This is a genomic window from Corynebacterium senegalense (genome assembly GCF_900411315.1).
In the GTDB taxonomy this organism is placed as follows: Bacteria; Actinomycetota; Actinomycetes; order Mycobacteriales; family Mycobacteriaceae; genus Corynebacterium; species Corynebacterium senegalense.
Window position 1 is genome coordinate 491,758 of record NZ_LS990887.1, and the last position, 23,694, is coordinate 515,451.

The 23,694-nt window shown below is 68.0% G+C and carries 20 protein-coding genes, 1 tRNA gene and 1 pseudogene; 13 read left to right on the plus strand and 9 right to left on the minus strand.

Features of this window, described 5'->3' with window-relative positions:
• Window positions 1-8 precede the first annotated feature (8 nt).
• From DYZ02_RS02365 to DYZ02_RS02380, 4 genes are read left to right on the plus strand one after another with little or no spacing between them, the layout of a single operon-like run.
• Window positions 9-1,178 carry a molybdopterin molybdotransferase MoeA gene (locus DYZ02_RS02365; protein ID WP_115684828.1) on the plus strand — a complete coding sequence of 390 codons (1,170 nt, stop codon included), beginning with the start codon at window positions 9-11 and terminating at the stop codon, window positions 1,176-1,178.
• Between the two features lie 13 nt (window positions 1,179-1,191).
• Entirely contained in the window at window positions 1,192-1,662 is a 471-nt protein-coding gene (locus tag DYZ02_RS02370; protein WP_115686331.1) for a MogA/MoaB family molybdenum cofactor biosynthesis protein, read from the plus strand.
• On the plus strand, window positions 1,652-2,113 hold the full coding sequence (locus tag DYZ02_RS02375) for a molybdenum cofactor biosynthesis protein MoaE (protein WP_115684829.1): 462 nt from the start codon (window positions 1,652-1,654) through the stop codon (window positions 2,111-2,113). Before DYZ02_RS02370 ends, DYZ02_RS02375 begins: the two co-directional genes overlap by 11 nt.
• Complete coding sequence (locus DYZ02_RS02380) at window positions 2,106-3,119, plus strand: ThiF family adenylyltransferase (RefSeq protein ID WP_115684830.1); 1,014 nt, start codon at window positions 2,106-2,108, stop codon at window positions 3,117-3,119. Before DYZ02_RS02375 ends, DYZ02_RS02380 begins: the two co-directional genes overlap by 8 nt.
• Window positions 3,120-3,126: 7 nt before the next feature.
• Here the strand turns inward: DYZ02_RS02380 and thrB are convergent, their stop codons facing one another.
• From thrB to argS, 4 genes are all read right to left on the minus strand, one after another.
• Window positions 3,127-4,056 (minus strand): homoserine kinase, encoded by a 930-nt coding sequence (gene thrB / locus DYZ02_RS02385; protein ID WP_115684831.1) that lies wholly within the window; start codon window positions 4,054-4,056, stop codon window positions 3,127-3,129.
• 11 nt (window positions 4,057-4,067) lie between these two features.
• Window positions 4,068-5,420 carry a homoserine dehydrogenase gene (locus DYZ02_RS02390; RefSeq protein WP_115684832.1) on the minus strand — a complete coding sequence of 451 codons (1,353 nt, stop codon included), beginning with the start codon at window positions 5,418-5,420 and terminating at the stop codon, window positions 4,068-4,070.
• Between the two features lie 100 nt (window positions 5,421-5,520).
• Complete coding sequence (gene lysA, locus DYZ02_RS02395; protein ID WP_115684833.1) at window positions 5,521-6,858, minus strand: diaminopimelate decarboxylase; 1,338 nt, start codon at window positions 6,856-6,858, stop codon at window positions 5,521-5,523.
• Window positions 6,859-6,861: 3 nt separating this feature from the next.
• Window positions 6,862-8,514, minus strand: a complete 1,653-nt coding sequence (argS, locus tag DYZ02_RS02400) for an arginine--tRNA ligase (RefSeq protein WP_115684834.1) — start codon at window positions 8,512-8,514, stop codon at window positions 6,862-6,864.
• A gap of 165 nt (window positions 8,515-8,679) precedes the next feature.
• Here argS and DYZ02_RS02405 point away from each other — a divergent pair, with 165 nt between their 5' ends.
• The 9 genes and pseudogenes from DYZ02_RS02405 (at window position 8,680) to DYZ02_RS11200 (ending at window position 17,649) form a co-directional block, all read left to right on the plus strand.
• Window positions 8,680-10,362: an L-lactate permease gene (locus DYZ02_RS02405; protein ID WP_115684835.1), complete on the plus strand. Its 1,683-nt coding sequence runs from the start codon at window positions 8,680-8,682 to the stop codon at window positions 10,360-10,362.
• Window positions 10,363-10,452: 90 nt separating this feature from the next.
• On the plus strand, window positions 10,453-11,238 hold the full coding sequence (locus tag DYZ02_RS02410) for a (Fe-S)-binding protein (protein ID WP_115684836.1): 786 nt from the start codon (window positions 10,453-10,455) through the stop codon (window positions 11,236-11,238).
• The gene (locus tag DYZ02_RS02415; RefSeq protein ID WP_115684837.1) at window positions 11,235-12,749 is read left to right on the plus strand and encodes a LutB/LldF family L-lactate oxidation iron-sulfur protein; all 1,515 of its coding nucleotides are present in this window, start codon (window positions 11,235-11,237) and stop codon (window positions 12,747-12,749) included. Before DYZ02_RS02410 ends, DYZ02_RS02415 begins: the two co-directional genes overlap by 4 nt.
• Window positions 12,750-13,397 carry a LutC/YkgG family protein gene (locus DYZ02_RS02420; RefSeq protein ID WP_115684838.1) on the plus strand — a complete coding sequence of 216 codons (648 nt, stop codon included), beginning with the start codon at window positions 12,750-12,752 and terminating at the stop codon, window positions 13,395-13,397. It begins immediately after the preceding gene.
• 151 nt (window positions 13,398-13,548) lie between these two features.
• Entirely contained in the window at window positions 13,549-15,168 is a 1,620-nt protein-coding gene (locus DYZ02_RS02425; protein WP_245945549.1) for an alpha/beta fold hydrolase, read from the plus strand.
• 86 nt (window positions 15,169-15,254) lie between these two features.
• Window positions 15,255-15,328, plus strand: a tRNA-Arg gene (locus tag DYZ02_RS02430).
• A gap of 393 nt (window positions 15,329-15,721) precedes the next feature.
• A pseudogene (locus tag DYZ02_RS11495) lies at window positions 15,722-15,916 on the plus strand (transposase); the annotation flags it as partial.
• Entirely contained in the window at window positions 15,865-16,950 is a 1,086-nt protein-coding gene (locus tag DYZ02_RS02440) for an IS3 family transposase (RefSeq protein WP_245945824.1), read from the plus strand. The pseudogene DYZ02_RS11495 and the gene DYZ02_RS02440, both read left to right, overlap by 52 nt.
• A 171-nt stretch (window positions 16,951-17,121) precedes the next feature.
• Complete coding sequence (locus DYZ02_RS11200) at window positions 17,122-17,649, plus strand: hypothetical protein (protein WP_147291468.1); 528 nt, start codon at window positions 17,122-17,124, stop codon at window positions 17,647-17,649.
• Between the two features lie 252 nt (window positions 17,650-17,901).
• On the opposite strand, the gene DYZ02_RS02450 is transcribed toward DYZ02_RS11200, so the two are convergent.
• The 5 genes from DYZ02_RS02450 to DYZ02_RS02475 form a co-directional block, all read right to left on the minus strand.
• On the minus strand, window positions 17,902-18,504 hold the full coding sequence (locus tag DYZ02_RS02450; protein WP_115684840.1) for a cadmium resistance transporter: 603 nt from the start codon (window positions 18,502-18,504) through the stop codon (window positions 17,902-17,904).
• Window positions 18,501-18,860: a Cd(II)/Pb(II)-sensing metalloregulatory transcriptional regulator CmtR gene (gene cmtR / locus DYZ02_RS02455; protein WP_115684841.1), complete on the minus strand. Its 360-nt coding sequence runs from the start codon at window positions 18,858-18,860 to the stop codon at window positions 18,501-18,503. The genes DYZ02_RS02450 and cmtR overlap by 4 nt, the downstream gene beginning before the upstream one ends.
• A 1,323-nt stretch (window positions 18,861-20,183) precedes the next feature.
• Window positions 20,184-20,393: a PspC domain-containing protein gene (locus DYZ02_RS02465; RefSeq protein WP_115684843.1), complete on the minus strand. Its 210-nt coding sequence runs from the start codon at window positions 20,391-20,393 to the stop codon at window positions 20,184-20,186.
• 108 nt (window positions 20,394-20,501) lie between these two features.
• Window positions 20,502-21,014 carry a MarR family winged helix-turn-helix transcriptional regulator gene (locus DYZ02_RS02470; RefSeq protein ID WP_115684844.1) on the minus strand — a complete coding sequence of 171 codons (513 nt, stop codon included), beginning with the start codon at window positions 21,012-21,014 and terminating at the stop codon, window positions 20,502-20,504.
• A 60-nt stretch (window positions 21,015-21,074) separates the two neighbouring features.
• A complete protein-coding gene (locus DYZ02_RS02475) occupies window positions 21,075-23,693 on the minus strand; it encodes an AAA family ATPase (protein WP_115684845.1) in 2,619 nt (872 codons plus the stop codon).
• Window position 23,694: the final 1 nt, after the last annotated feature.

Consider the following 23,694-nt stretch of genomic DNA (forward strand, 5'->3'; position numbering starts at 1 on the left):
CTTAGGCCATGAGTAGAACCCCCGAGGAGCACGCTGCGGCCGTCCGCGCTCTGCTCCCGCCGCGCCCCGCCTCGCGGGTGAGTGTCGCGGACGCAGCGCGCCTCCGGGCGCGGCTCGCCGCCGACGTTCGCGCGCGCGAGGATCAGCCCGGCTTCGACAACTCGCAGATGGACGGCTACGCGGTCGGCTCGCTCGAGCCCCGCTTGGCGACGTCCGGCCCCACCATCCCGGCGGGCACCGACCCCGCCTCCCTCTACCCCGCCGGCCTGGGCGCACTCGCCGCCCCGATCATGACCGGCGCGCGGCTGCCCGCGGGCACGCGCGCCGTTGTACCCGTCGAGCGCTGCTCACCCGCCGAGTTCGTGGCCGAGGGCGAGCAGGTCGGGCTGCCGAAGGCGACGGCCGGCCAGTTCTGCCGTCGGGCGGGCTCGGACATCCGCGCGGGCGAGGTGCTCGCCCCCGCCGGCGCCGAGGTCACCCCGGCGCTGTACGGCTCGCTCGTCGCCCAGGGCATCGAGACCGTCGAGGTGGTCCGCCAGGCGCGGATCCTGATCATCACCGGCGGCGCGGAGGTCGGCGCGCCGGGCTCGACGGTGGGCGCGGCGTCCGTGCGCGACACCAACGGCCCGCTCATCGAGCTGCTAGCCCAGCGCCACGGCATCGCGGTGGCGGGAAGAATAACCACTGACGATGACCCTGCCGCCCTCGAGCGCGCCGTGGGCGAGGCTATGCAGCGGCTCGCCCCGGATACCGTGGTCACTTCCGGCGGCATCAGCCACGGAAAATTCGAGGTCATCCGCCAGGTGTTTGCCGACGGCTGGTACGGCCACGTGGCCCAGCAGCCTGGTGGGCCGCAGGGGCTGTCCACCTTCCGCGGGGTGCCCGTGCTCAGCCTGCCGGGCAACCCTGTGTCCACGCTGGTGAGCTTCCGGCTCTACGTCGCGCCGACCCTCGGCCACGCCCCGGAGCCCGTCCTGGTTCCCCTCGCCGAGCCGGTGACCGGGCTCGAGGGCCGCGAGCAGTTCCTCCGCGGCCGCTTCGACAACGGCCGCGCCGCCCCCGTCGGCGGTGCCGGGTCCCACCTGCTGGCCCAGGCGGCGCCGGCGCAGTGCCTGATCCGTGTGCCGGCGGGCGCGACGCTTCCGGCCGGGGACCTCGCACGCGTCTACCCTCTGTAGAGTGGTCGCCAACATGCGAAAAGCTTCAGTGATCGTCGCCTCCACCCGCGCCGCCGCCGGCGCCTACGAGGACAGCTCGGGCGCGTACGCCGTCGATTTCCTGCGCGCCCGGGGATTCGACACCCCCGACGCCACGGTGGTGCCCGACGCGGCCATCGCCCAGGCCGTGCACGAAGCCCTCGCCGCGCAGCCTGCGGTCCTGCTGACCTCCGGTGGCACGGGCATCACGCCGGACGACCTCACCGTCGAGGTCGTCGAGCCCCTGCTGGACAAGCAGCTGCCCGGCATCGTCCACGCCTTCTGGGCGAAGGGTCTGGAGAACACCCCGACCGCCGTGCTCTCCCGCGCCGTCGCCGGCATAGCCGGGCGCACCTTCGTGATGACGCTGCCCGGCTCCCGCGGCGGCGTCAAAGACGGCTGCGCGGTGCTCGACCCGCTCCTGGACCACATCCTCAACCTGGTGGAGGGCACTCATGGCCACTAAAGACCCCGACTACGTCGCCGCCCAGACCTCGAAGGTCACGGGCACGGCCATCACGGAGCAGCCCCTCGAGCAGCTTCTCGACGTCGCCGCGGCCGCCACCATGACCGAGGCGATGGGCGCGCTCGTGCGCTTCGAGGGCGTGGTGCGCAACCACGACGGCGGCGCGGAGGTCGCCGCCCTGAGCTACGAGGCCCACCCGAGCGCCGCCGCTGAGCTCGAGCGCGTCGCGGGCGAGGTGGCGGCTGCCCACCCCGTGCGCGTCTTCGCCGCCCACCGCACCGGGCCCGTCCCGATCGGCGAGATGGCCTTTGTGGTGCTGGTGGCCGGGGCGCACCGTCGAGAAGCGTTCGCGGCGTGCGCGGAGGTCGCCGACCGCGTGAAGGCCGAGGTGCCCATCTGGAAGGAGCAGGACCTCGCGGACGGCACCACGCAGTGGGTGGGCATTGAGTAGCCGCTACGCGCGCCAGGTCGCGCTCATCGGCCCCGAGGCGCAGGAGAAGCTGGCCGCGGCGCACGTCGCCGTGCTCGGCGCCGGGGGCCTGGGCTCGCCCGCCCTGCTCTACCTCGCCGCCGCGGGGGTGGGCACGATCACCGTCATCGACGCCGACACCGTCGACCTGACAAACCTGCACCGCCAGGTCATCCACTCGACGGCCGCGCTCGGAGAACCCAAGGCGGGCTCGGCGAAGCAGCGGATGGCGCAGCTCAACCCGCAGGTCCGCGTCAACGCCGTTGCGCAGCGCCTCACCTGGGACAACGCGCTCGATCTTCTCTGCGGCGCGGACGTGCTCCTCGACGGCTCCGACAACTTCGACGCCCGCCACGTGGCCAGCCACGCCGCGGCCCGCCTGGGCATCCCCCACGTCTGGGCCTCGATCCTCGGCCACGAGGCCCAGCTCTCCGTGTTCTGGGCGGGACGCGGCCCGGTCTACGAGGACCTCTTCCCCGCCCCGCCCCCGCCGGGCAGCGTGCCCTCCTGCGCGCAGGCCGGGGTGCTCGGGCCGCTGGTCGGGATGGTCGGCTCCGCGATGGCCATGGAGGCGCTCAAGCTCGTCACCGGGCTCGGCGAGCCGCTCGTCGGCCGCCTCGCCTACCTCGACTCACTATCCATGAGCTGGGAGTTCGTCCCCGTCGTCGCCGACCCCGGGGTCACCCGTCGCGTGCTTCGCGACGCCCCACCCCACGGCCCGGCCCAGGTCGACGCCCTCTCCCCCGGCGCGACCGTCATCGACGTGCGCGAACCCGAGGAGTTCGCCGCCTCCCACCTGCCCGGCTCCTTCAACGTCCCGCTGGGCGACATCCTCGGCGGCCACACCCCGCCGGAGGCGGAGAACGGCGCGGTGGTCGTCTGCGCGCGCGGGGTGCGCTCGGCGCAGGCGGTCGCCGCGCTCGAGTCGCGCGGCGTGCGCGGCCTGGCCAGCCTGCGCGGCGGGCTGGAGCGCTACACAGGCAACTAGCCCCGGGTCAGCCCTGGGTCAGTTCGGCCGTGGCGGGCCCGGCGATCTCCAGATCGATCACGCGCAGCGCGGCCTCGCGGGCGGCGTCGAGGATCTTCTCCGGCACGGGCTCGGTGCTCAGCACCAGCGCGGTCGGGCCCGCGCCCGACAGGAACGCGGCGTAACCGCGGTTGCGCAGGTGGTTGACCCACTCCGAGGTCACCGGCAGCACGTCGGCGCGGTACGGCTGGTGCAGCCGGTCGCGCGTGCCCTCCCACAAAAGCTCCGGGTGGTGCTGGATGGCCACCGTCATCACGGCCGTGCGCGAGACGTTGAAGCGGGCGTCGGTATGCGTGACGTGGCTGGGCAGCACCTTGCGCACCGCGTTGGTGGAGGCGTGGAAGTCGGGCACCAGCGCCGTCGCGCGGATCGAGGGGTGGACGTCGATGCCCACCGCCCGGTAGGAGGGGTGCGAGACGCCGTCGACGGGCACATCGGTCCAGGAGACCACCGCCCCGCCGAGCACGGAGGCGGCGGCGTTGTCGGGGTGGCCCTCGAAGGCCGATGCCAGCTGCACCACCTTCTCGGTGTCGAGCGGGGATCCCGCCAGGGTGTTCGCGGCCACGACGCCGGCGACGGCGGCGGAGGCGGACGAGCCCAGCCCGCGGGACTGCGGGATGGCGTTGGTGCAGGCGATCCTCAGCCCGGGCGCCTCGACGTCGGCGGCCTTCAGCCCCGAGCGGATCGCCTTGACCACGAGGTGGGAGGAGTCGCGGGGCAGCTCGTCGGCGCCCTCGCCGAAGATGTCGATCTCGAGGCCGGAGGCGGTGACCTCCACCTCGACGGTGTCGTAGATGCCCAGGGCCAGGCCGAGGGTGTCGAAGCCGGGCCCGAGGTTCGCCGAGGAGCCCGGGACGGTGACGGTGGCCTTCAGGCCGACGGGAAGTTCGATCGCCATGCCGCCCCCCTTTACGCATCGAGGCGGATGACGGAGTTGACCGCGCGCACGTCCTCGTGCTCGGTGAGCTTCGCGACGATCGCCTGCAGGTCCTTCTCCAGCGCCTTGTGCGTCACCACGATCAGGTGGGCCTCCTCGCCGGACTCCTCCTGGCGCACCGCAGACAGCGACACCCCGGCCTCCGCGAACTTCTGAGCGAGGTCGGAGAGCACGCCGACGCGGTCGTTGACCGTCATGTTGATGTGGTAGCGGGTGGGCACCTCGCCGAAGTCCACCACCGGGTAGTTCGCGTAGGGGTTCTCGGCCGGGGCGCGCCCGCCGTGCACCTTGTTGCGCGCGGCGCCGACGAGGTCGCCGAGGACGGCCGAGGCGGTCGGGGCGCCGCCGGCGCCGTTGCCGTAGAACATGAGGCGCCCGGCGGCCTCCGCCTCGACGAAGATGGCGTTGTAGGACTTGTCCACGCTGGCCAGCGGGTGCTCGTTGGGCACCAGCGTGGGGTGCACGCGCGCGTTGACGCCCACAGTGTTTCCCTCCTCGTCGGTGAGGCGTTCGCAGATGGCGAGCAGCTTGATGGTCTCGTCGGAATTCTTCGCTGCCTCGATGTCGTCGGCGGTGATCTTGGTGATGCCCTCGCAGTAGACGTCATCGTAGGTGACGCGGGTGTGGAAACCCATCGACGCCAGGATGGCCGCCTTGGAGGCGGCGTCGTGGCCCTCGACGTCGGCGGTCGGGTCCGCCTCGGCGTAACCCAGGCGGGTTGCCTCGGCCAGGGCGTCCTCGTAGCTCATGCCCGTGGAGGCCATCGCGTCGAGGATGAAGTTGGTGGTGCCGTTGACGATGCCGGAGATGCGCTGGACCTGGTCGCCGGCCAGCGAGCGGCGCAGCATGCCGACGACCGGGATTGCGGCGGCGACGGCGGCCTCGTAGTAAAGGTCCACGCCAGCCTCGTTGGCGGCGTCGGAAAGCTCGTCGGCGTGGGCCGCGACGAGCGCCTTGTTGGCTGTGACGACGGACTTGCCGTTCTTCAGCGCCTCGAGCACGAGCTCGCGCGGGTAGTCGATCCCGCCGATCAGCTCGACGACGACGTCCACGTCGTCGCGGGCGACGAGGCTGCGCGCGTCGTCGGTCAGCTCGATGCCCTGCACCTCGGGCGCGTCCCGGTGCTTGTCCAGGTTGGACACGGCGACACCGCGGACCTCGATGCGCCCGCCGATGCGGTGCTCGAGGTTGTCGGAGAACTCCCCGATGAGGCGCAGGACCTCGGTGCCGACGGTGCCCTTGCCGAGGATGGCCACGCCGACGGCCTCGCCAATTCCCTTGCCGGGGTAGTTCCCGTTGCGGTTTTCGGCATGTGTCGCAGTCATGTTCCTCGCTTGCTCCTGTCGTCGCAGTGGTTGGCTAACAGTGGGTAAGTGTACCGCTCAGTCTATATTGCGCGGCGATAATATTCGCTCCGGCCGCGGGCTAGTACTCGCGGGCCAAGATATCCTCGACCGTCTCGCGGCGCACCATCGGCGTGACGCGGCCCGCGCGCACGGAGACGACCGCGGGCCGGCCGAAGGAGTTGTAGTTCGAGGCCATGGAGTAGCAGTAGGCGCCGGTCGCGGCGAGGGCGATCAGGTCGCCGCTGGTGACGTCGTCGGGCCAGGCGGCGTCGTTGATGAGGATGTCGCCGGACTCGCAGTGCGAGCCGACCAGCCTCGTGTCCACCGGGGCGCCGTCGGTGAAGCGGTTGACCACGCGGCCGTCATAGGCGGACTCGTAGAGCGCCGGGCGGATGTTGTCGCTCATCCCGCCGTCGACGGAGATGTAGCGCCGCGTGGTGGTGTAGGAGGTGTGGACGTCCTTGATCGTGCCGGCGGTGTAGACCGTGACGGTCGAGGGTCCGGCAATCGCGCGTCCGGGCTCGACCACCACGGTTGGCGCCGCGATTCCCAGCTCGTCGGCCACGGCGCGCACCTCGCGAAGAAGGTCGCCGGCGACGGCGCTGACGTCGAGGGGTTCCTCCTCCGTCATGTACGCGATGCCGTAGCCGCCGCCGAGGTCGAGGTACTCGAGCGCGATGGAGCACTCCTCCCAGATCCGGCGGTAGAGCTTGAGCACGCGCTCGGCGGCCAGCTTGAAGCCCTCGGCGTCGAAGACCTGGGAGCCGACGTGGCAGTGCAGGCCCGTCAGCGACAGGTGCGGGGCCTCGATCGCATCCACGGCCGCCTTGAACGCCGAGCCGGAGGCGAGCGAGAGGCCGAACTTCTGGTCCTCGTGGCTGGTGGCGATGAACTCGTGGGTGTGCGCGTCGACGCCCGGCTTGACGCGCACGAAGACCTCCTGGGTGGCGCCGTACTCCCCCGCCACGGCGTTGAGCTCGGCGAGCTCCTGGTGGGAGTCGATCACCACGTGGCCGACCCCGGCCTCCACGCAGAGCCGGAGGAAGGAGCCGGACTTGTTGTTGCCGTGCACCGTGATCCGCTCGGCCGGGAAGTTCGCGGCGAGCGCGATGCGCAGCTCGTTCTCGCTGGCGACGTCCAGGGCCAGGCCCTCCTCGTCCACCCAGCGGGCGATCTGGCGGGTGAGGAAGGCCTTGGAGGCGTAGTGGACGTTGCCCGGCCCGCCGAAGGCGCGCGCCATGTCGCGGCAGCGGGAGCGGAAGTCGTCCTCGTCGACGACCATCACGGGGGTGCCGAATTCCTCGGCGACCTCGGGCAGGGGCACGCCCGCGACGGTGACCACGCCGTCCTCCTGGCGGGCTGCGCCGCGCGGCCAGACGTGGGCGGGCAGGTCGTTGAAGCTGTCCGGCTGGTGCACCGTCTACATCCTTTCCGGCGCGGAGACGCCCACAAGTCCGAGGGCGTTTTCCAGGACGTGGCGGGTGGCCATAGCCAGCGCGAGGCGGGCCGCGTGAATCGGCTCGGCGTCCTCGCCCGCCTTGGGCAAGATCTGGCAGGCGTCGTAGAACTTGTGGAAGCTGCTGGCCAGCTCCTCGGCGTAGCGCGCGATGCGGTGCGGCTCGCGCAGCTCGGCGGCCGCGGCGACGACGGCGGGGTACTCACCGAGGGTGCGGATGAGCTCGCCCTCCTTCTCGTGGGAAAGCAGGGAGACGTCGGCGTCGGTGTAGCTCACCTCGGCCTCGGCCGCCCTGCGCTGAATGGAGCACAGGCGCGCGTGGCCGTACTGGACGTAGTAGACGGGGTTGTCGGAGGACTGCTTCGTCCACAGGTCGAGGTCGATGTCCAGGGTCTGGTCCACCGAGGAGCGCACGAGGGCGTAGCGGGCGCCGTCGACACCGATGGCGTCGACGAGGTCGTCGAGGGTGATGATCGTCCCGGCGCGCTTCGACATCTTCACCGGCTGGCCGTCGCGCACCAGGTTGACCATCTGGCCGATGAGCACCTCGACGGCCTCGGGGTCGTAGCCGAGTGCCTGCGCGGCGGCGCGCAGGCGGGCGATGTAGCCGTGGTGGTCCGCGCCGAGCATGTAAATGGCCAGCGTGTGGCCGCGGTCGAACTTGTCGGCCACGTACGCGATGTCGCCGGCGATGTAGGCGGCGTTGCCGTCGGACTTGAGCACGACGCGGTCCTTGTCGTCGCCGAGGTCGGTCGAGCGCAGCCACCACGCACCCTCGGCCTCGTAGAGGTTGCCGTTGTCCTTGAGCGTCTGGATGGCCTTGTTCACGGCGCCCGTGTCGAATAGGGAGTTCTCGTGGAAGTAGACGTCGAAGTCCACGCCGAAGTCGTGCAGCGACTGCTTGATGTGCGCGAACATCATCTCCACGCCCTCGGCGCGGAAGGTCTCCTGTACCTCGGCGTCGTCGCCTTCGAGGGCGTCGGGCCGCTTCTCGACGACCCGGGCGGCGATCTCGGAGATGTAGTCCCCGCCGTAGCCGTCCTCGGGCGTCGGCTCACCCTTCGCCGCGGCGACCAGGGAGCGGGCGAAGCGGTCGATCTGCCCGCCGTGGTCGTTGAAGTAGTACTCGCGGGTCACCGTCGCCCCGGCCGCCTCCAGCACGCGGCCGAGCGAGTCGCCCACCGCCGCCCAGCGGGTGCCGCCGAGGTGGATCGGCCCGGTGGGGTTGGCGGAGACGAACTCGAGGTTGATCTTCTGGCCCGCGTAGCCGTGGCTGCGGCCGTACTCGCCACCCTCGCCGAGGATGTCGGTGACGATCTTGCCCTGGGCGCCGGTGGCCAGGCGCAGGTTGATGAAGCCGGGGCCGGCGACCTCGGCGGTGTCGATGGCGGGGTCGGCCGCGAGGGCGTCGACAAGCCAGCCGGCGAGCTCGCGCGGGTTGGTGCCAGCTTTCTTGGCCACCTGGAGCGCGACGTTGGTGGCGTAATCGCCGTGCTCGGGGTTGCGGGGGCGTTCCACGGTCACGGTGTCCGGGACGACGGAGGCGTCGAGGTCGTGGGTGGCGAGCACGCGCGTGGCGGCCTCTTTCACGGTGGTTGCGAGTTCAGCTGGCGTCATGGGGCACAAGTTTAAAGCACCCGCGGACACCGCACGCAGCATGCCCACAGCAACCCAGGTGCCATAGGTCACACTAATGTACTACCCCTGAATTCGTCACTTTCCTTCGGAAGGTGGCATATTGTTTTGGACACTGAACTTCCCAGACTCGAAAGAGCGTTTTCAATGGATCAATTTCAAGTGGTCACCGATGCCATCGCTGGCAGTGTGGGTCTTTCGGCGCTGGTGTCTGCCCTACCACTTCTGACCTTTTTCATCATGTTGTTGGGGCTGAAAGCCCGCGCGCACACGTCGGGTGCTGTAGCACTCGTCGTTGCGCTGCTGGTGGCCATCCTGGGCTTCAACATGCCCACCGGAATGGCACTTTCCGCAGCACTGCGCGGTGGGCTTTTCGGCCTCTTCCCCATTGTCTTTGTGATCCTGACGGCGATCTGGTTCTACCAAATCACCGTCGCGTCCGGCCGCTTCGAGGACCTGCGCCTCGTCTTCGACAAGATGGGCAACGGCGACGTGCGCATCCAGACCATGCTCATCGCATTCTGCTTCGGTGGCCTGCTTGAAGCACTCGCCGGCTTCGGTGCGCCAGTGGCCATCACCGCGACCATGATTCTGGCGCTGGGCATCCCGCCACTAAAGGCCGCAACTGTCGTGCTCATCGCGAACACCGCCCCCGTGGCGTTCGGCGCCGTGGCGATCCCCATCACCACAGCCGGTGACATGGGCGGCCGCACCCCCGAGCAAACCGAGAACATCGCCGCGATCGTGGGCCACCAGACACCGATCCTCGCGTTATTCGTTCCCTTCATCATCGCGCTAATTATCGACGGCTGGCGCGGCGTCCGCGAGACGTTGCCCGCGGCTATTGTAATCGGCGGCTCCTTCGCCATCGCCCAGTGGTGGACCTCCAACCACTTCGCTTACCAGCTCACTGACGTTGTTGCCTGCATCGTCGCGCTTGGGGCGGCATTCGTGCTCCTACGCTTTCGGCAGCCCTGCGGTGTCGACGCCATGCGCGAGCGCCTGGGCCTTCCGCACCGCGCCTCTCTGGACGGGGAAGAGGCCGAACTGCCGGCTAACCGAGTGTTCATGGCGCTTCTGCCGTACGCCGTGGTCGTGGTTGTCTTCGGCCTGGCCAACCTCGGCTCTGCCATCCCGAATTGGCTGAAGCAGTTCAAGATCTCTTTCCCGTGGCCGGGCCTGGACGGCAAGCTGCTCAATGCAGCAGGTGAACCTGTCAACAGCGACTACTCGTTCGCCTACATCAACAACCCGGGCAGCCTTCTGGTCATCTCTGCCATTATCGTGACCGTCCTGTACATGGTCTTCAACGAAAACGGACGTTACAGCCTGGCCTGGAGCCAGGTGGGTAAAGAATTCGTGGATACTGCCTGGAAGATGCGCTGGTCCGCGTTGACCATCATCCTCGTGCTGGCCCTGGCCTACGTGATGAACTACTCCGGCCAGACTGTCACGATCGGCGAGTTCTTCGCCAACCTCGGCCCGGCGTTTGCCTTCTTCGCCCCGGTGCTCGGCTGGGTGGGCGTGGCTGTCACCGGCTCGGACACGTCCGCAAACGCTTTGTTTGCCAACCTGCAGGTCACCGCCGCGCAGAACTTGGGTCTGAACCCGGACCTGTTGCTGGCCGCAAACACCACCGGAGGCGTCGTGGGCAAGATGATTTCGCCGCAGACGCTCGCCATCGCGGCCACCGCGGTGAACATGGAGGGCAAGGAGTCCGAGATCTTGAAGAAGGTCGTCGGGTGGAGCTTCGGACTCCTCATCGCGGTATGCGTGATAGTGTTCCTTCAGTCGAACGTCCTCAGCGCGCTTGCGCCGGTCGTTCCGTAACCGACAACTGAATATCGGAGCCCTCGAGGTCGTCACAGCATGCGGGGGCTTCCACTTTCCCTGTGATCTCTCAAATTTAGGAGTTCGAACATGCGAGTAGCACTGTTTTCTACTTGTATCGGCGACGCTCTCTTCCCCGACGCACACAAGGCCTCCGCCCTCGTGCTGGCCCGCCTCGGCTACGAGGTGGTTTTCCCCGAGGGCCAGACCTGCTGCGGCCAGATGCACGTCAACACCGGTTACCAGCGCCAGGCCGTGCCCATCGTCGAGGCCTACGTCGACGCCTTCTCCGACCCCTCCATCGACTACGTTGTCGCCCCCTCCGGCTCCTGCGCCGGCGCGGTGCGCCACCAGCACCCCCGGCTCGCCGAGCGCTACGGCACGAAGGGGCTGGCTGAGGCCGCCGCGGCGACCGCGAAGAAGACCTACGAGCTCACCGAGTTCATCACGGACGTCGCCGGCACCACGGAGCTCGGCGCGTTCTTCCCCCACCGCGTCACATACCACGAATCCTGCCACTCCAAGCGTATCCTCGGCGTCGGGGAGCGTCCCTACCAGCTGCTGCGCAACGTCGAGGGGCTCGAGCTCGTGGAGCTTCCCCAGCGCGAGGAGTGCTGCGGCTTCGGCGGCACCTTCGCCCTGAAGATGTCCGAGGTCTCCGCCGCGATGGTGGCCGACAAGGCACGCCACATCAAGGACACCCAGGCCGAGTACGTCACCGCCGGCGACTCCTCCTGCCTGATGAACATCGCCGGCGCCATGAGCCGCCAGCACCTCGGCGTGCGCGCGCTGCACATCGCCGAGATCCTCGCGTCCACGAAGGAGCACCCGTGGACGCCCACCTCGGCGGCCTACTCCAGGGAGGCAATGCTGTGAAAGTCTCGCTCGGCACCCCCACGATGCCGCCGCGCGCGGCGGGCCCGAACCACCTGCGCGGGTCGATGAAGTTCCAGAAGAGGGCCCACATCGAGCTTGACGACGCCACCAAGCGCCGCAACCTCAACTACGCCACCACCTCGATCCGCGTGAAGCGCCAGAACGTCGTCGACGAGGTCGACGACTGGGCCGAGCTGCGCGAGGCCGGCTCCACCATCAAGCGCGACGTGCTGGCCCGCCTGCCCGAGCTGCTCGAGCAGTTCGAGGCCGCCGTCACCGCCCGCGGCGGGCACGTGCACTGGGCCCGCGACTCCCGCGAGGCCAACGACATCATCCGCGAGCTGATCGAGGACACCGGCGAGACCGAGGTGGTCAAGATCAAGTCGATGGCCACCCATGAGATCGCGCTGAACGAGGAGCTGGAAAAGGCCGGCATCCACGCCCAGGAGACAGACCTCGCGGAGCTCATCGTCCAGCTCGGCGAGGACTTCCCCTCCCACATCCTCGTGCCCGCCATCCACCGCAACCGCGCCGAGATCCGCGACATCTTCGTGGAGAAAATGCCGAACACCGACGACTCGCTGACGGCGGAGCCCGCCGAGCTGGCCGAGGCGGCGCGCACCTTCCTGCGCGAGCAGTTCATGAAGGCCAAGGTGGCCATCTCCGGCGCCAACTTCGGCATCGCGGAGACCGGCACCGTCTCCATCGTCGAGTCCGAGGGCAACGGGCGCATGTGCCTGACCATGCCCGAGACCCTGATCAGCGTGATGGGCGTCGAGAAGCTGCTGCCCACCTTCGAGGACCTCGGGGTGTTTCTGCAGCTGTTGCCCCGTTCCTCCACGGGCGAGCGGATGAACCCGTACACCTCCCTGTGGTCGGGGGTGACCGAGGGAGACGGCCCGCGCAACTTCCACATCGTGCTGCTGGACAACGGCCGCACCGCCGCGCTGGCCGACCAGATCGGGCGCGAGGCGCTCAAGTGCATCCGCTGCTCGGCGTGCCTCAACGTCTGCCCCGTCTACGAGCGCGCGGGCGGGCACTCCTACGGCTCCACGTACCCGGGGCCGATTGGGGCGATCCTCACCCCGCAGCTCACCGGCATGGACGCGGCGGACGACCCGAACGCCTCCCTGCCCTACGCCTCCTCGCTGTGCGGCCGCTGCGACGAGGTCTGCCCCGTGAAGATCCCCATCACGGATATCCTGCTGGAGCTGCGCCACCGCAAGGTCGAGGAGCACACCCCGTTCCTTGAGGCGCGCGCGTTCGGCGCGATCAGCCTGTTCTGGGGCCACCCCGCGCTGTGGGACAAGGCTGTGCGGGCGGTTGCGCTCGGCCGCGTGCTCGGCGGCTTCTCCGGCCAGATCACCACGCTGCCCGCCCCCATGTCCGGCTGGACGGACTACCGCGACGTGGCGGTGCCCCCGAAGAAGTCCTTCCGCTCGTGGTGGGACTCCGCAGAGGCCCGCACATTGCTTGACGACGCCCACCGCACCGCCCGGGAGGAAAAGTAGATGCCCCGCACACGAAACGACTCCGCGAAGCAGGAAATCCTCTCTCGCGTGCGCGACGCCCTCGCCCTGTCCGAGGCCCCCGCGCACGTGGAGGTGGCGCGCGGCTACCGCGTCGACTCCCCCGTCGGCCCCGGCGAGCTGCGCGCGCTGCTTGTCGACCGCCTCCTCGACTACAAGGCCGACGTGGTCGAGACCACCGAGTCCGCGCTCGCCGGCGACCTCGCAGAGGTGCTTCACGGGCGTGGCTGCCGCAGCGTCGTCTACGCCCCCGGGCTTCCCGACGCCCTGTTCTCCTCCTTCGACGGCGAGGCCCGCCCCGACGACCCCGCCTCCGACCCGCGCTCGCTGGGCACCGCCGACGCGGTGGTCACCGACTCCCACGTCACCTCCGCGCAGACGGGCACGATCACCCTGGAGGCCGACGAGGTCTGCGGGCGCCGGGCGCTCAGCCTCGTGCCCGACCGCCACGTGGTCATCGTGCGCGACGACACCGTGGTTTACGGCGTGCCCGAGATGATCGCGCGCATCGACCCCTCGAAGCCGTCTACGATGATCTCCGGGCCCTCGGCCACCTCCGACATCGAGCTCGTCCGCGTCGAGGGGGTCCACGGCCCCCGCGACCTGGTTGTCATGCTCGTGGCACCGTAGCCGGACACACAGCTGGGCCGGTCACCCTCGAGGAGGGGACCGGCCCAGCTGCTGTCATTGTTTCCCGTGCCACGCTTTCCATCGCGCGCAAGGAAAGTATGGAACACTGAGCCTGGAAAACAATGACACAACCCTGGAAAGGTCCGGCACGTTGCCAGCGAAATTCCCAGCAAAAGCCCTGCCGTTGTCCCTCGGGGCGGCCCTCGCCCTGACGGCGGGCGCCCTCACCGCCCCCTCCGCCTCCGCGGATGCCGACCCGCAGATCCGCTGGGAGGCGTGCCCGCCGACGGTGACCCAGCCCGGGGCGGAGTGCGGCAGCTTTGTCACCCCGATGCGCTACGACGACCCCGCAGGCCCGACGATTTCCGTCGGCGTCATGCGCATCCCCGCCGGCAACCCCGCCGCGGGCCGCGGCGTGCTCTTCGGCAACCCCGGCGGCCCCGGCGGCGACGCCTACACGTACTTCGGCAACCCCGACGCCGGCTTCGAATGGCCCGAGGAGATCACCAACGAGTGGGACCGCGTCATCGTCCAGCCCCGCGGCCTGCTCCACTCCACCCCGCTCGAGTGCAACGCCCCCGAGCTTGCCGACGCCTCCTCGGCCGCCAAGTACCAGCTAGACTCCTTCGTCAACTCCGGCGCCGTGAGCCGCTCCTCCTGCCAGGGATCCCGCCCCGGCTACCCGGAGACCATCACCACGGAGAACAACGCCCGCGACTGGGACGCCGCCCGCCGCGCCCTCGGCTACGACAAGATTTCCATCATGGGCCTGTCCTACGGCACCTACCTCGGTGCCACTTACGCCAGCCTCTTCCCCGCCACCACCGACCGCGTCGTGCTCGACTCCGCCATGGACCCCGACGCCCAGTGGCAGCAGCTCATGCGCGACCAGCAGGGCGGCTACGAGGCCGTCCTCAACGAGTACTTCGCCTGGGTGGCCGCCAACAACGCCACCTACGGCATGGGCGAGACCCCGCTGCAGGCCTACCAGTACTGGTCCAACCGCGTGGTTGCCGAGACCGGCACCAACCCGACCGTGACCCCGCCGCCCGCCCAGGTCGGCGACCTCCCGCCCGGGCTCGCCTTCGCCGGCCAGGCCGGAGCCGACGCGATGACCGCCACCGGCAAGGCGCGCGTCGAAGCCGAGGGCGTTGTCTCCCGCTTCCTCCCCCCCGGGGCCAACCAGATCATCCCCCCCCTGTTCAACCGCACCCGCCTCATGCTGCCCCAAGCCATGAACTGGGACACCCTGGCCCGCATGACCAACGGCACCTACGAGGCCCCCGCCTCGGAGGAGCCCTCCCCCGCAGTCATCGAGGAGCTCCAGGGCTCCGGCATTGCGCTCATGAACCTGCAGGCCGTCCAGATGTGCAACGAGAACATCACCGCCGCCGACCACGGACTGATCCCCAGCGCGATCTGGTCCACCTTCGTTACCGGCGACCTGTTCACCATCCCCAGCGCCGGCATCGGCTCCGGGGCCTACTGCTCCGGAGCCGCCCCCGTCACCGGGAAGGCCCCGCTGAGCGGGGCCGGGCTCGCCACGCGCCCGCTGCAGATCAACGCCACCAACGACCCGCAAACGGTCTACTCCGGCCGCGGCACCATCGCCAACGCCATGAGCTCCCAGCTGGTCACCGTCCACGGCCCCGGCCACGGCCACGTCGGTCTGGGCAACAAGGTCGTCGACCGCATCGTGGTGGACTACCTGCGCTCCGGCGAGGTGCACACCACCGACGCCCCGGGCTACTTCGAGGCGCTCGACCAGTAACCGCGTCCGGTTTTCGCAACTGGTTTTCACCCCGCCTGGGCGGGGTGCTAGTGTTGTAATTCGTTGCGCAGCGATGCGCTTCGGATGTCTTCGTAGCTCAGTGGATTAGAGCATCGGTTTCCGGTACCGAAGGTCGCAGGTTCGAATCCTGTCGGGGACACGGTCGGCCCCGGGGGTTTCACGAAACTGTTCCAATCTTTTCACGAAACCCCGCTCCGGCCGAAGGTAATTGGCCGCGAACAGAAAAATGACCCGCTCCGTTCGTTCGGAGGGGTCATTTTTCTTTGCCTGAACGCCGTTTTGGGCCGAATTTCGGCACTCGCCCACGACCTCTAGGCCACGGGCTTCGTCCTCGTTGTTCTGAGGACCAGCCGGTGGCCTTGGTCGGTTTATGCCACAAGCGGTGGCGCGTTGGGGAAAGCGTCGGTGCCGGTCTCGTCGCGACCGCGAGTCTTTCGACCGTCAGGAGGGGTCGCGGGAGGCGTGGGCTTCTTCGGGAAGCGCTGAAGTGTCCTGGGTTTAGTTCCGATCGTTTCTAGAGGAGGATTGGACCATGCCTAGGAAGTTCAGTGACGAGTTCAAGGACAAGGCGGTGCGGTTAGCCGAGGAGCTCGTTGAGCTTGAGGGGTGCTCGAAGTGGGCGGCGGCGGAGGAGATCGGCGAGAAGCTCGGCGTCTCGGCGCACACGCTCAACAACTGGTTGAAACCTGTCAAAGCGTCCCCCGACGTTCAGCGGAGCACTGGCGAGTCGGTCGACGACGAACTGAAGCGTCTGCGGCAAGAGAACAAAGAGCTGCGCAGGGCAAACGAGATCTTGAAGACCGCTTCAGCTTTTTTCGCAGCGGAACTCGACCGTCCCACCAGAAGATGATCGAATACATCGACACGTATCGCGATCGCTTCGGGGTCGAGGCCATCTGTCGCACGTTAAGGCAGACAGAATGTGGGTTTATCACCTCTCGTGGCTACCGAGCAGCGAAAACACGAGCCCCGTCGGCCAGGAGCTTGTCAGACGCGCTGCTTATCCCCGAATTGGTGAAAGTCTTCGAGGACAACTTCAGCGTGTACGGGGTACGCAAGATGTGGAAGGCCATGCAGCGCGCCGGCTGGGACATCGGTCATGATCAGACGGCACGGTTGATGAAACTCGCCGGCATCCAAGGCCGCAGAAGGGGCCGCACTCCGATCACAACGCTTCGGGCTGATGTCCCGGATTGTCGTCCTGATCTGGTCAATCGTGACTTCACCGCGTCAGCACCGCACCGGCTGTGGGTCGCTGACATCACCTACGTGCGTACCCTGTCGGGGTTTGCGTACACCGCGTTCATCACCGATGCGTACTCCCGCAAGATTGTCGGGGTTGCCACCAGGGCGAGCATGCGCACCGATGAACTGCCCCTTGAGGCTTTTGAGCATGCTCTTTATCACGCAGGTGATCTCCGTGCTGAAGGACTTGTCCATCACAGCGATCGCGGCTCGCAGTACGTGTCCATTCGTTACAGTGAGGCGCTTGCTCAAGCTGGGATTGATCCGTCCGTTGGCACCGTCGGCGATTCCTACGACAACGCGTTGGCAGAAACGGTCAACGGTCTATACAAGACCGAGCTGATCTATCCCCACCGGCCGTGGGCGTCGGTTGGGGAAGTCGAGATCGCGACCCTTCGCTGGGTGTACTGGTGGAATAACCATCGCCTGCACGAGTCATTGGGATACATCACTCCACAAGAGATGGAAGACGCCTACTATCAACAATCACACGCCCACCCGTTGGGCGTTCGATAAGCGGANATCGCGACCCTTCGCTGGGTGTACTGGTGGAATAACCATCGCCTGCACGAGTCATTGGGATACATCACTCCACAAGAGATGGAAGACGCCTACTATCAACAATCACACGCCCACCCGTTGGGCGTTCGATAAGCGGAACGAAAACCAGGACGCTTCAGAACGTATTTGTCACGCAGCTTCAAAAACTTTGCTGGCCGCGACAAGGACGCGCCCTCGCGATACGTCTGCAAGGTTTTTGAGAAGACGAACACTCCGGAGCAGGGTCTTACCGGTCAGGAGACGGTGGAAGTGACAGATTTTCCGGCGAACATGGAATATAGGCGCCGACAGCTCAAAGTCCAGGTCGTACGCGAACCTGGCGTGGTTCGGGAGATCCGAATTCAGGCGCGAAGGAAAGACCCGAACGATACAAAACTCGATGACCTCGTCATCTTGAACCGGGAGGGCTCGAACAAACTTATCGACCTCATCCGCAGCCTCGACTCGATTCCCGTTACCGGAGAGAAAACCTTCAGGTTCGACGACGACGTTTTCGCACACATCGTCGGCGACCAGAGTGAACTGCAACGCCTCTACAAGCAAAACCCCGAGGCGGTCCAGGCGCTGGTGAAAACCGAGACCTCCGCCGCCGAAATGATCTTTTCACGAAACCCCGTGCCGGCCGAAGGAAAACGGCCGCGAACACAAAAATGACCCGCTCCGTTCGTTCGGAGGGGTCATTTCTCTTTGTCTGAACGCCGTTCCTGCTCGGGTTATAGCGCGGATTGTTTATGAGCGCGGACCGAGCCACGGAAGAGTTTCCGTACTCATCTGGTGGCGCGGTTTTTGCAGCGCTTCATAGCGGTCTTGTTGCTGTGATCACGCAGGACTGGCTGCGGGTAGTTGTTGGGGTCTGAACCGAGAGGGGTGCGCCCGGTCGGGGCCGTTTGGAACACTGCTGCTCCGTCAGAGCCCGAAGGCTCCGCCACTGACGAGGATCACGATGCCGAGGCCGATGAGAACGATGGGAAAGAGGATGTCCTCCCAGCGTTCGAGCACTTCCGCGATCGGGGGGCGGGTGGCGACGAACTTTGCCAGGGCCACCAGGACCGCAACGAGCGCGAGGAAGATAACGCAGTAGGCGACTACTGCGAGAGGTTCCACGCTGAGGAATACAGGGGTGTAGACACCGATGTTGTCGCCGCCATTGGCAAACGTGACGCCTGCGACTGTCCAAACGCCGACCTTCTTGCCGGCAACCTTGGCCTCGTCGTCATCGTCGTCATCGTCTCCGCGCCAGGCCTGCCATGCGGCCCAGAGGCCGATGCCCAGCGGGATGAGACCAAAGTATGGAATGGCTGCCGGGGGCAGAAATGCTCCGGCGCCGATGGTCACAAGGATCGCGGCGACGAGGATGCCGGCAAATCCGAGGTACTGGCCGGCCAAAATACGGGCGGTGGTGCCGCTCTGGCCTGCCCCTCGCGCGAAGAAGAGGGAGAGCACGATGATGTCGTCGATGTTGGTAGCTGCGAACAGGCCTATCGCCTGCAAGACCGTGGTGAGGATCATGCGCCCACCCCAGCTACGTTGCATCCGGGAAGCGAGCAGGCGGGATCCATGCACGGGGCGTCTTCGTCTACTGCCAGGGTGGCATCGACCAGTGTCGTCAGCGCCTGCGCCAAGTGCGGATCGGCAATCTCGTATCGTGTCCGACGACCCTCGGGCTCGGAGACGACGATCCCGCAATCGCGCAGGCATGCCAGGTGGTTGGACACATTCGGGCGTGTCAGGTCCAGATCTCGGGATAGTTCCGCCGGGTAAGCGGGATGGTCGAGCAGGGTCAAGATGATCCGGGATCGAGTGGGGTCGGCCAGTGCACGACCCAGGCGGTTCATCACGTCGAGACGCGAAGCAATAGTCAGCATGCACTGAACTATACAGCGAGCACTGAACTAGTCAAGTTCCGGGTAGCGGTGCAGCTGTGTGTGCTGCTCAAGAGACAGTGGAAGGAGCAGAGATGGCAGAGATTCCGGCAAAGTTGCGAAAACAGCGTCGCCAGCTCGAGATTCAAGTTGCGCACGAGCCTGGCATAGTTCGGGAGATCGGTTTTCAGGCCCCAAGCAATGATCCGAACGGAACAAAACTCGATGGCCTCATCATCTTGAACCGGGAAGGCTCGAACAAACTTATCTACCTCATCCGCAGCCTCGACTCGATTCCCGTTTGCAGCGGGGACACCTCGGGGTTCGACGACGGTTCGCGCCGCCAAGGAGAGCCTTGCCGGATGGATTGCCGAGAGGGACAACGAGGGAGACAACACTGGCGACGGTGCATACTTGGTTGAACCACGCTCGTTTCTGATGATCGGCCCATGTGCGATTTGTGTGCCGCGCCCAAGGCAACCGAATTGGCTCGAAGTTCCGTAGCTTTGAAAGTTTCCGCTCGAACCGCAAGTCACCGGAGGTGCTCACCTTTGACGAGCTTGTCGAGCGTTCACGGTGGAGCGTGGAGCTTGCCGAGAGGTAGGAAGAGGCGGAAGCGGAATTTCCTGACCTCCCGCTCTAAGGAGCGCTCCTGCTCACGTCATATAATTGACTTCTGTTGTGTAACCGGAGTCGGAACCCGGTGTAACCGGGGTGTAGCCACGAACCCGCTACAACTGGTCAGGAGGTTTCGTGAAAGCCCCGCCCCTCCAGCCCCTCTTGGTTGGAGGGGTTTTCGCATGTCATGAGTTGTTTCCGAGCTCGAGGCAGTAGGCCGGGACCGGGTAGTTGCCACCGCTTATACCCAGGGGGTTTGGCATGTTTTTGGCACGGCTGCCGGGAGGCGAACGCCCGCAACCTCTTCCCGGATGTGTCGTCTTCCCGCGCCCTGGCCCGCCCATCGCGTGCCCGGCGCCGGACGACCGCATCGCATTCGCCACCCCAGGGGTCACGCCCCACCTGCGCTTTCCGTCCCGGTTTTCAATGCGGTCGTCCAGTGCAGCCGCCCCAGGCAGCCGCCCACAATAGCGAGCCCGGCCCCCCATCCCGCGCTCTGCTCCGGACGACCGCATTGCATTCGCCACCCCAGGGGCCATAGCCCACCTGCGTTTTCCGGCCCGGTTTTCAATGTGGTCGTCCAGCACAGCCGTCCAGCGCAACCGCCCTACACAGCCGCCCAAGGAGGCCGCTCAAGCGCCCATACACAAAGCGGCCCTCCCCGCGATCAGCGGAGAGGGCCACCGCCCCAAGGAAACGGTTTCTTACTTAGACGCCTTCCGGCATGATGATCCAGGCGATGATGTAGGCGAGGATGCCGGGGAAGGCTCCGGCGAGCGAGAGGGCGACGAAGCCGAGGCGCACGATCGCGGGGTCGAGGTTGAAGCGCTGGGCGATGCCGCCGCACACGCCGGCGATCCAGCGGTCGGTGAGCGAACGGGTGAGACGCTTCGGCTGGTTCGCGTAGGGGGAGGTCATGACGGAGTCCTTTCTGCGGTTGGTGGTGTGCTTTCACGTCCCATCCAACCGGGAAGGCCCGCCCGCGTCAACGGGGATGACCCTGATTTAAACCCTGAGATTTCCGGCCTACGACCCCGGGGTGAGACGCCGTGCCGGGGCGCCGAAGCCCGCGGCGCCAGGCACGTTGTCGACGTCCTCGATGCCCTGCAGAAAGCGGGTCAGCGCCGGCACGTCGGCCGGGTCGAGGTGGTCGAAGATGAGGCGGCGGACGCTCTCGACGTGCTCGGGCGCGGCCTGCTCGAGCCGGGACATTCCCTCCTCGGTGAGGCAGACGAGCACGCCGCGCGCATCGCCCGGGCTCTTGCACTTGCTCACCAGGCCGCGTCGCTCCATGCGCGAGACCTGGTGGGAGGTGCGGGAACGATCCCAGTTCAGGCTGGCGCAGAGGTCGCGCAGCCGCGTCTTGTGGTCCTCCGCCTCGCTGAGTGAGACCAGCACCGCGAACTCGGGGGCCGACAGGTCCGAACCGAACTGCAGGGTCTCGTCGATCGCGCGGTTCACCTTCCGCTGCGCGGCGAGCAGGGCCCGCCACAGTGCCTGTTCATCGTCGTTGAGCCAGCGCGGAGTTGAGGTGGTCATGGCACGAACGTTACTACGGTACACATCAACAACGAAATATATTCAGAGCGCCCGCGGCGATCACCCCTTCAGCTCGCTTATCGACGCCCTCCGCGCCGCCACCACCCGATCGAAGCGCTTCGGGAAGCACGTGAGCACGAAGACCTGGGCGTCGCGCGCGACATTGGTGAACAGCGAGTTCATCAGGACGAGGCGCTCGGGGTCGGTGGCGCCGAGGGCATCGTCGACCATGACGGGCACGGGCACCTCCCCCTCCCCGCCGCGGCCGGCGAGCTCGGCGATGGCGAAGCGGGTGAGGATGGCCAGCTGCTCCTTTGCCCCGCCGGAGAGCTGGTCGAGGGCGACGGTGGTGCCGCCGACGGTTCGCGCCTGCACCTGCAGGTCGTCGCCGAGGGTGAACTCGACGTCGGGGCCGAAGACGACCGCCGCGTAGCGGTTCAGCGCCCGGGCGAAGGGTTCCGCGTAGCGGGCGCGCGCGGCGTCGCGGTGGGCGTTCATGGTTTCCCACAGCAGCTTGGCTGCCTCTGCACGGCGGGTGGTGCGGGCGAGCTCGTGCTCGGCGGCCTCGAGCGACGCCTCTGCCCGGTCCGCCTGCTCGGCGATGCCCGTGGCCATCTCAATGCGTCCGCCCAGCTCGAGGACGCGGTTTTCCGCCTGGGTGCGCCGCTGCCGCAGGTTGTCCAGACGCGCGGCGGCCCCGTCGAGCAGGTCGGCCGCGAGGGCGGGGTTGGCCGCGGCGACCTCGGCGGCGAGCGCATCGCAGTCGGCCGCGAGGCGTTCCAGGACACCTGCTGCCTTTTCGCGGGCCGCCTCGAGGGCCGCCAGGGGTGTCGTGGCCTCGGCGGACTCGAGCTCGCGGGACGCCGCGGCGACCTCGGAGTCCTTGGCCCCCTTCCTCGCCTCGAGGACGCTCAGCTCGGTCCCGGCCTTGCGCTCCTCCCAGGGGCGCAGGGCGGCGTCGGCGCGCTCGGCGTCCTCCGTCGCCTCGTCCACGGCACGCTCCGCCGCGGCGGAGGCGGCCTCGGCCTCCCCCACCCCCGGCGCGGACGAGTCCGCGGGATCCACCGCGTCGCGCAGCCTGGCCAGCTCGGCGCGCATCTCCTGAGCGTCGCGCCCCTGCGTCAGTTCCGCGCGGCGGGCGCGGGCGGCGTCCGCGTCGGCGGCAAGGCGCGCGTGCTCGTCGCGGCGGGCGCGGGCCTCCTCCGCGCTGTCGCAGCCGGCCGCGGCGAGCGCTTCGGCGAGGTCGCGCTCTGCGTCCTCCAGCGCGCCGGCTCCGTCGGATGCGCCCGCGCCCGCGCGGTAGACCACGTCAAAGGCCCCGAGACGCAGCTCGGTGCCCTCCGCGACGGTGACGGAGGTGGTCCCGTCGAGTGCGCGGGTGTCGCCGTCGACGGTGATGGTGGTGGCGGTGTCGGGGGTGATGTCGAGTTTGGCGGAGGTGGCGTCGGCAAGCTTGCGCTGGAGCGCGACCTCGTTGGCGCTTTCCTCGATGCGGCGCACGTCGTCGTCGGTGACGGGGCGCTCCGGCAGGGCCTCGAGCAGGCGGGCCAGCTCAGCGTCAGCGGCGTCGAGCGTTCCGCTCAGCTCCTCGAGCTCGGCGAACCTGCTCCTGCGCCGTGCGGCCTCGAGCCCGACGCGGGCCGCCTTGGCGTTCTCGCGCGCGACGTGGAGAGCCTCCCGCGCGGCGTCGCGTTCCCCCGTAAGGGAAGCAACCGCCTCGCGCTCCTCGCGGGCCTTTTCCGCGGCCGGCTCGAGCAGCGCGGCGAGCTCGCCCGCCTCGGCGCGCAGCCCCTCGAGGCGCTCGCGCGCGGCCGCGCGGGCGGCGAGGTCGGCCTCGGCGCGCTCGAGGTCGACGGCGGCGCGCTGCGTTGCCTCCCGGGCGGCGTCGGCGGCGGCCTGCACCTCGCGCGCGGCGGCGGCCTCCTGCTCGCGGCGGGAGTGCTCCTCCTGCGCCTGGGGCAGCTCGGCGTCGATCTCGGCGATCTCGGCGGTGCGGGTCTCGACCTCGTCGACCGCGCCCGAGAGCCGCTGCAGCTCCTCGCGCTTGCCCTGAGAGACGGCGCGGGCGGCCTCGGTGGCGTTCTCCAGGGCGGTGAAGCTGGCCTTCTTCTTGCCCTGGGCGGTGTAGTAGCGCGCGTACTCCTCGCGGATGCGCTCCATGAGCTCGGTGTCCTCGCTGCCTGAGGGCGCGTCCTGCGCCCCGGCGTCCAGCGCGCGCGTCACCGAGGGGATCCCCGCGGCGGCGATGCCGGGCTCGGCCGCCCCCTGGCGCAGGAAGAGGGTGGCGGCGAGGTCGCGGTCGAGGTGCTCGCCCAGGATCGCCTCCAGCTTGTCGTCGGCCTCCCGGCCGGTGTACTGCTCGCGGCGCGGGGCGGAGATGCTCAGCTCGGAGAGTTTCCGCCGCTTGAAGCGCTTGTGAATGGTGAAGGTGTACGGCCCGACCGTCGCGGTCAGGGTTACCTCGGGGCCGGCATCGCGCCCGACGGGTTCGAGGACGCGCACGTCCTTTCCACCGGCCGTGTGCTTGAAGTGGAGCACGGCGTCGATGGCGTCCAGGATGGTGGACTTGCCTGCCTCGTTCTCGCCGTGGATGAGGATGACGCCCGTGGCGGGCAGGTCGCGCAGCTCGAGGTGCTCGATGGCGCGGACGTTGTCGATGATCAGGTCGTGGATCCGCATG

Excerpts from the sequence above, each read along its gene's own strand:
- DYZ02_RS02365 (WP_115684828.1), top strand. The coding sequence starts at position 9 with ATGAGTAGAACCCCCGAGGAGCACGCTGCGGCCGTCCGCGCTCTGCTC.
- DYZ02_RS02370 (WP_115686331.1), top strand. The coding sequence starts at position 1,192 with ATGCGAAAAGCTTCAGTGATCGTCGCCTCCACCCGCGCCGCCGCCGGC.
- DYZ02_RS02375 (WP_115684829.1), top strand. The coding sequence starts at position 1,652 with ATGGCCACTAAAGACCCCGACTACGTCGCCGCCCAGACCTCGAAGGTC.
- thrB (WP_115684831.1), bottom strand. The coding sequence starts at position 4,056 with ATGGCGATCGAACTTCCCGTCGGCCTGAAGGCCACCGTCACCGTCCCG.
- DYZ02_RS02390 (WP_115684832.1), bottom strand. The coding sequence starts at position 5,420 with ATGACTGCGACACATGCCGAAAACCGCAACGGGAACTACCCCGGCAAG.
- argS (WP_115684834.1), bottom strand. The coding sequence starts at position 8,514 with ATGACGCCAGCTGAACTCGCAACCACCGTGAAAGAGGCCGCCACGCGC.
- DYZ02_RS02405 (WP_115684835.1), top strand. The coding sequence starts at position 8,680 with ATGGATCAATTTCAAGTGGTCACCGATGCCATCGCTGGCAGTGTGGGT.
- DYZ02_RS02410 (WP_115684836.1), top strand. The coding sequence starts at position 10,453 with ATGCGAGTAGCACTGTTTTCTACTTGTATCGGCGACGCTCTCTTCCCC.
- DYZ02_RS02420 (WP_115684838.1), top strand. The coding sequence starts at position 12,750 with ATGCCCCGCACACGAAACGACTCCGCGAAGCAGGAAATCCTCTCTCGC.
- DYZ02_RS02450 (WP_115684840.1), bottom strand. The coding sequence starts at position 18,504 with ATGATCCTCACCACGGTCTTGCAGGCGATAGGCCTGTTCGCAGCTACC.
- cmtR (WP_115684841.1), bottom strand. The coding sequence starts at position 18,860 with ATGCTGACTATTGCTTCGCGTCTCGACGTGATGAACCGCCTGGGTCGT.
- DYZ02_RS02465 (WP_115684843.1), bottom strand. The coding sequence starts at position 20,393 with ATGACCTCCCCCTACGCGAACCAGCCGAAGCGTCTCACCCGTTCGCTC.
- DYZ02_RS02470 (WP_115684844.1), bottom strand. The coding sequence starts at position 21,014 with ATGACCACCTCAACTCCGCGCTGGCTCAACGACGATGAACAGGCACTG.
- DYZ02_RS02475 (WP_115684845.1), bottom strand. The coding sequence starts at position 23,693 with ATGCGGATCCACGACCTGATCATCGACAACGTCCGCGCCATCGAGCAC.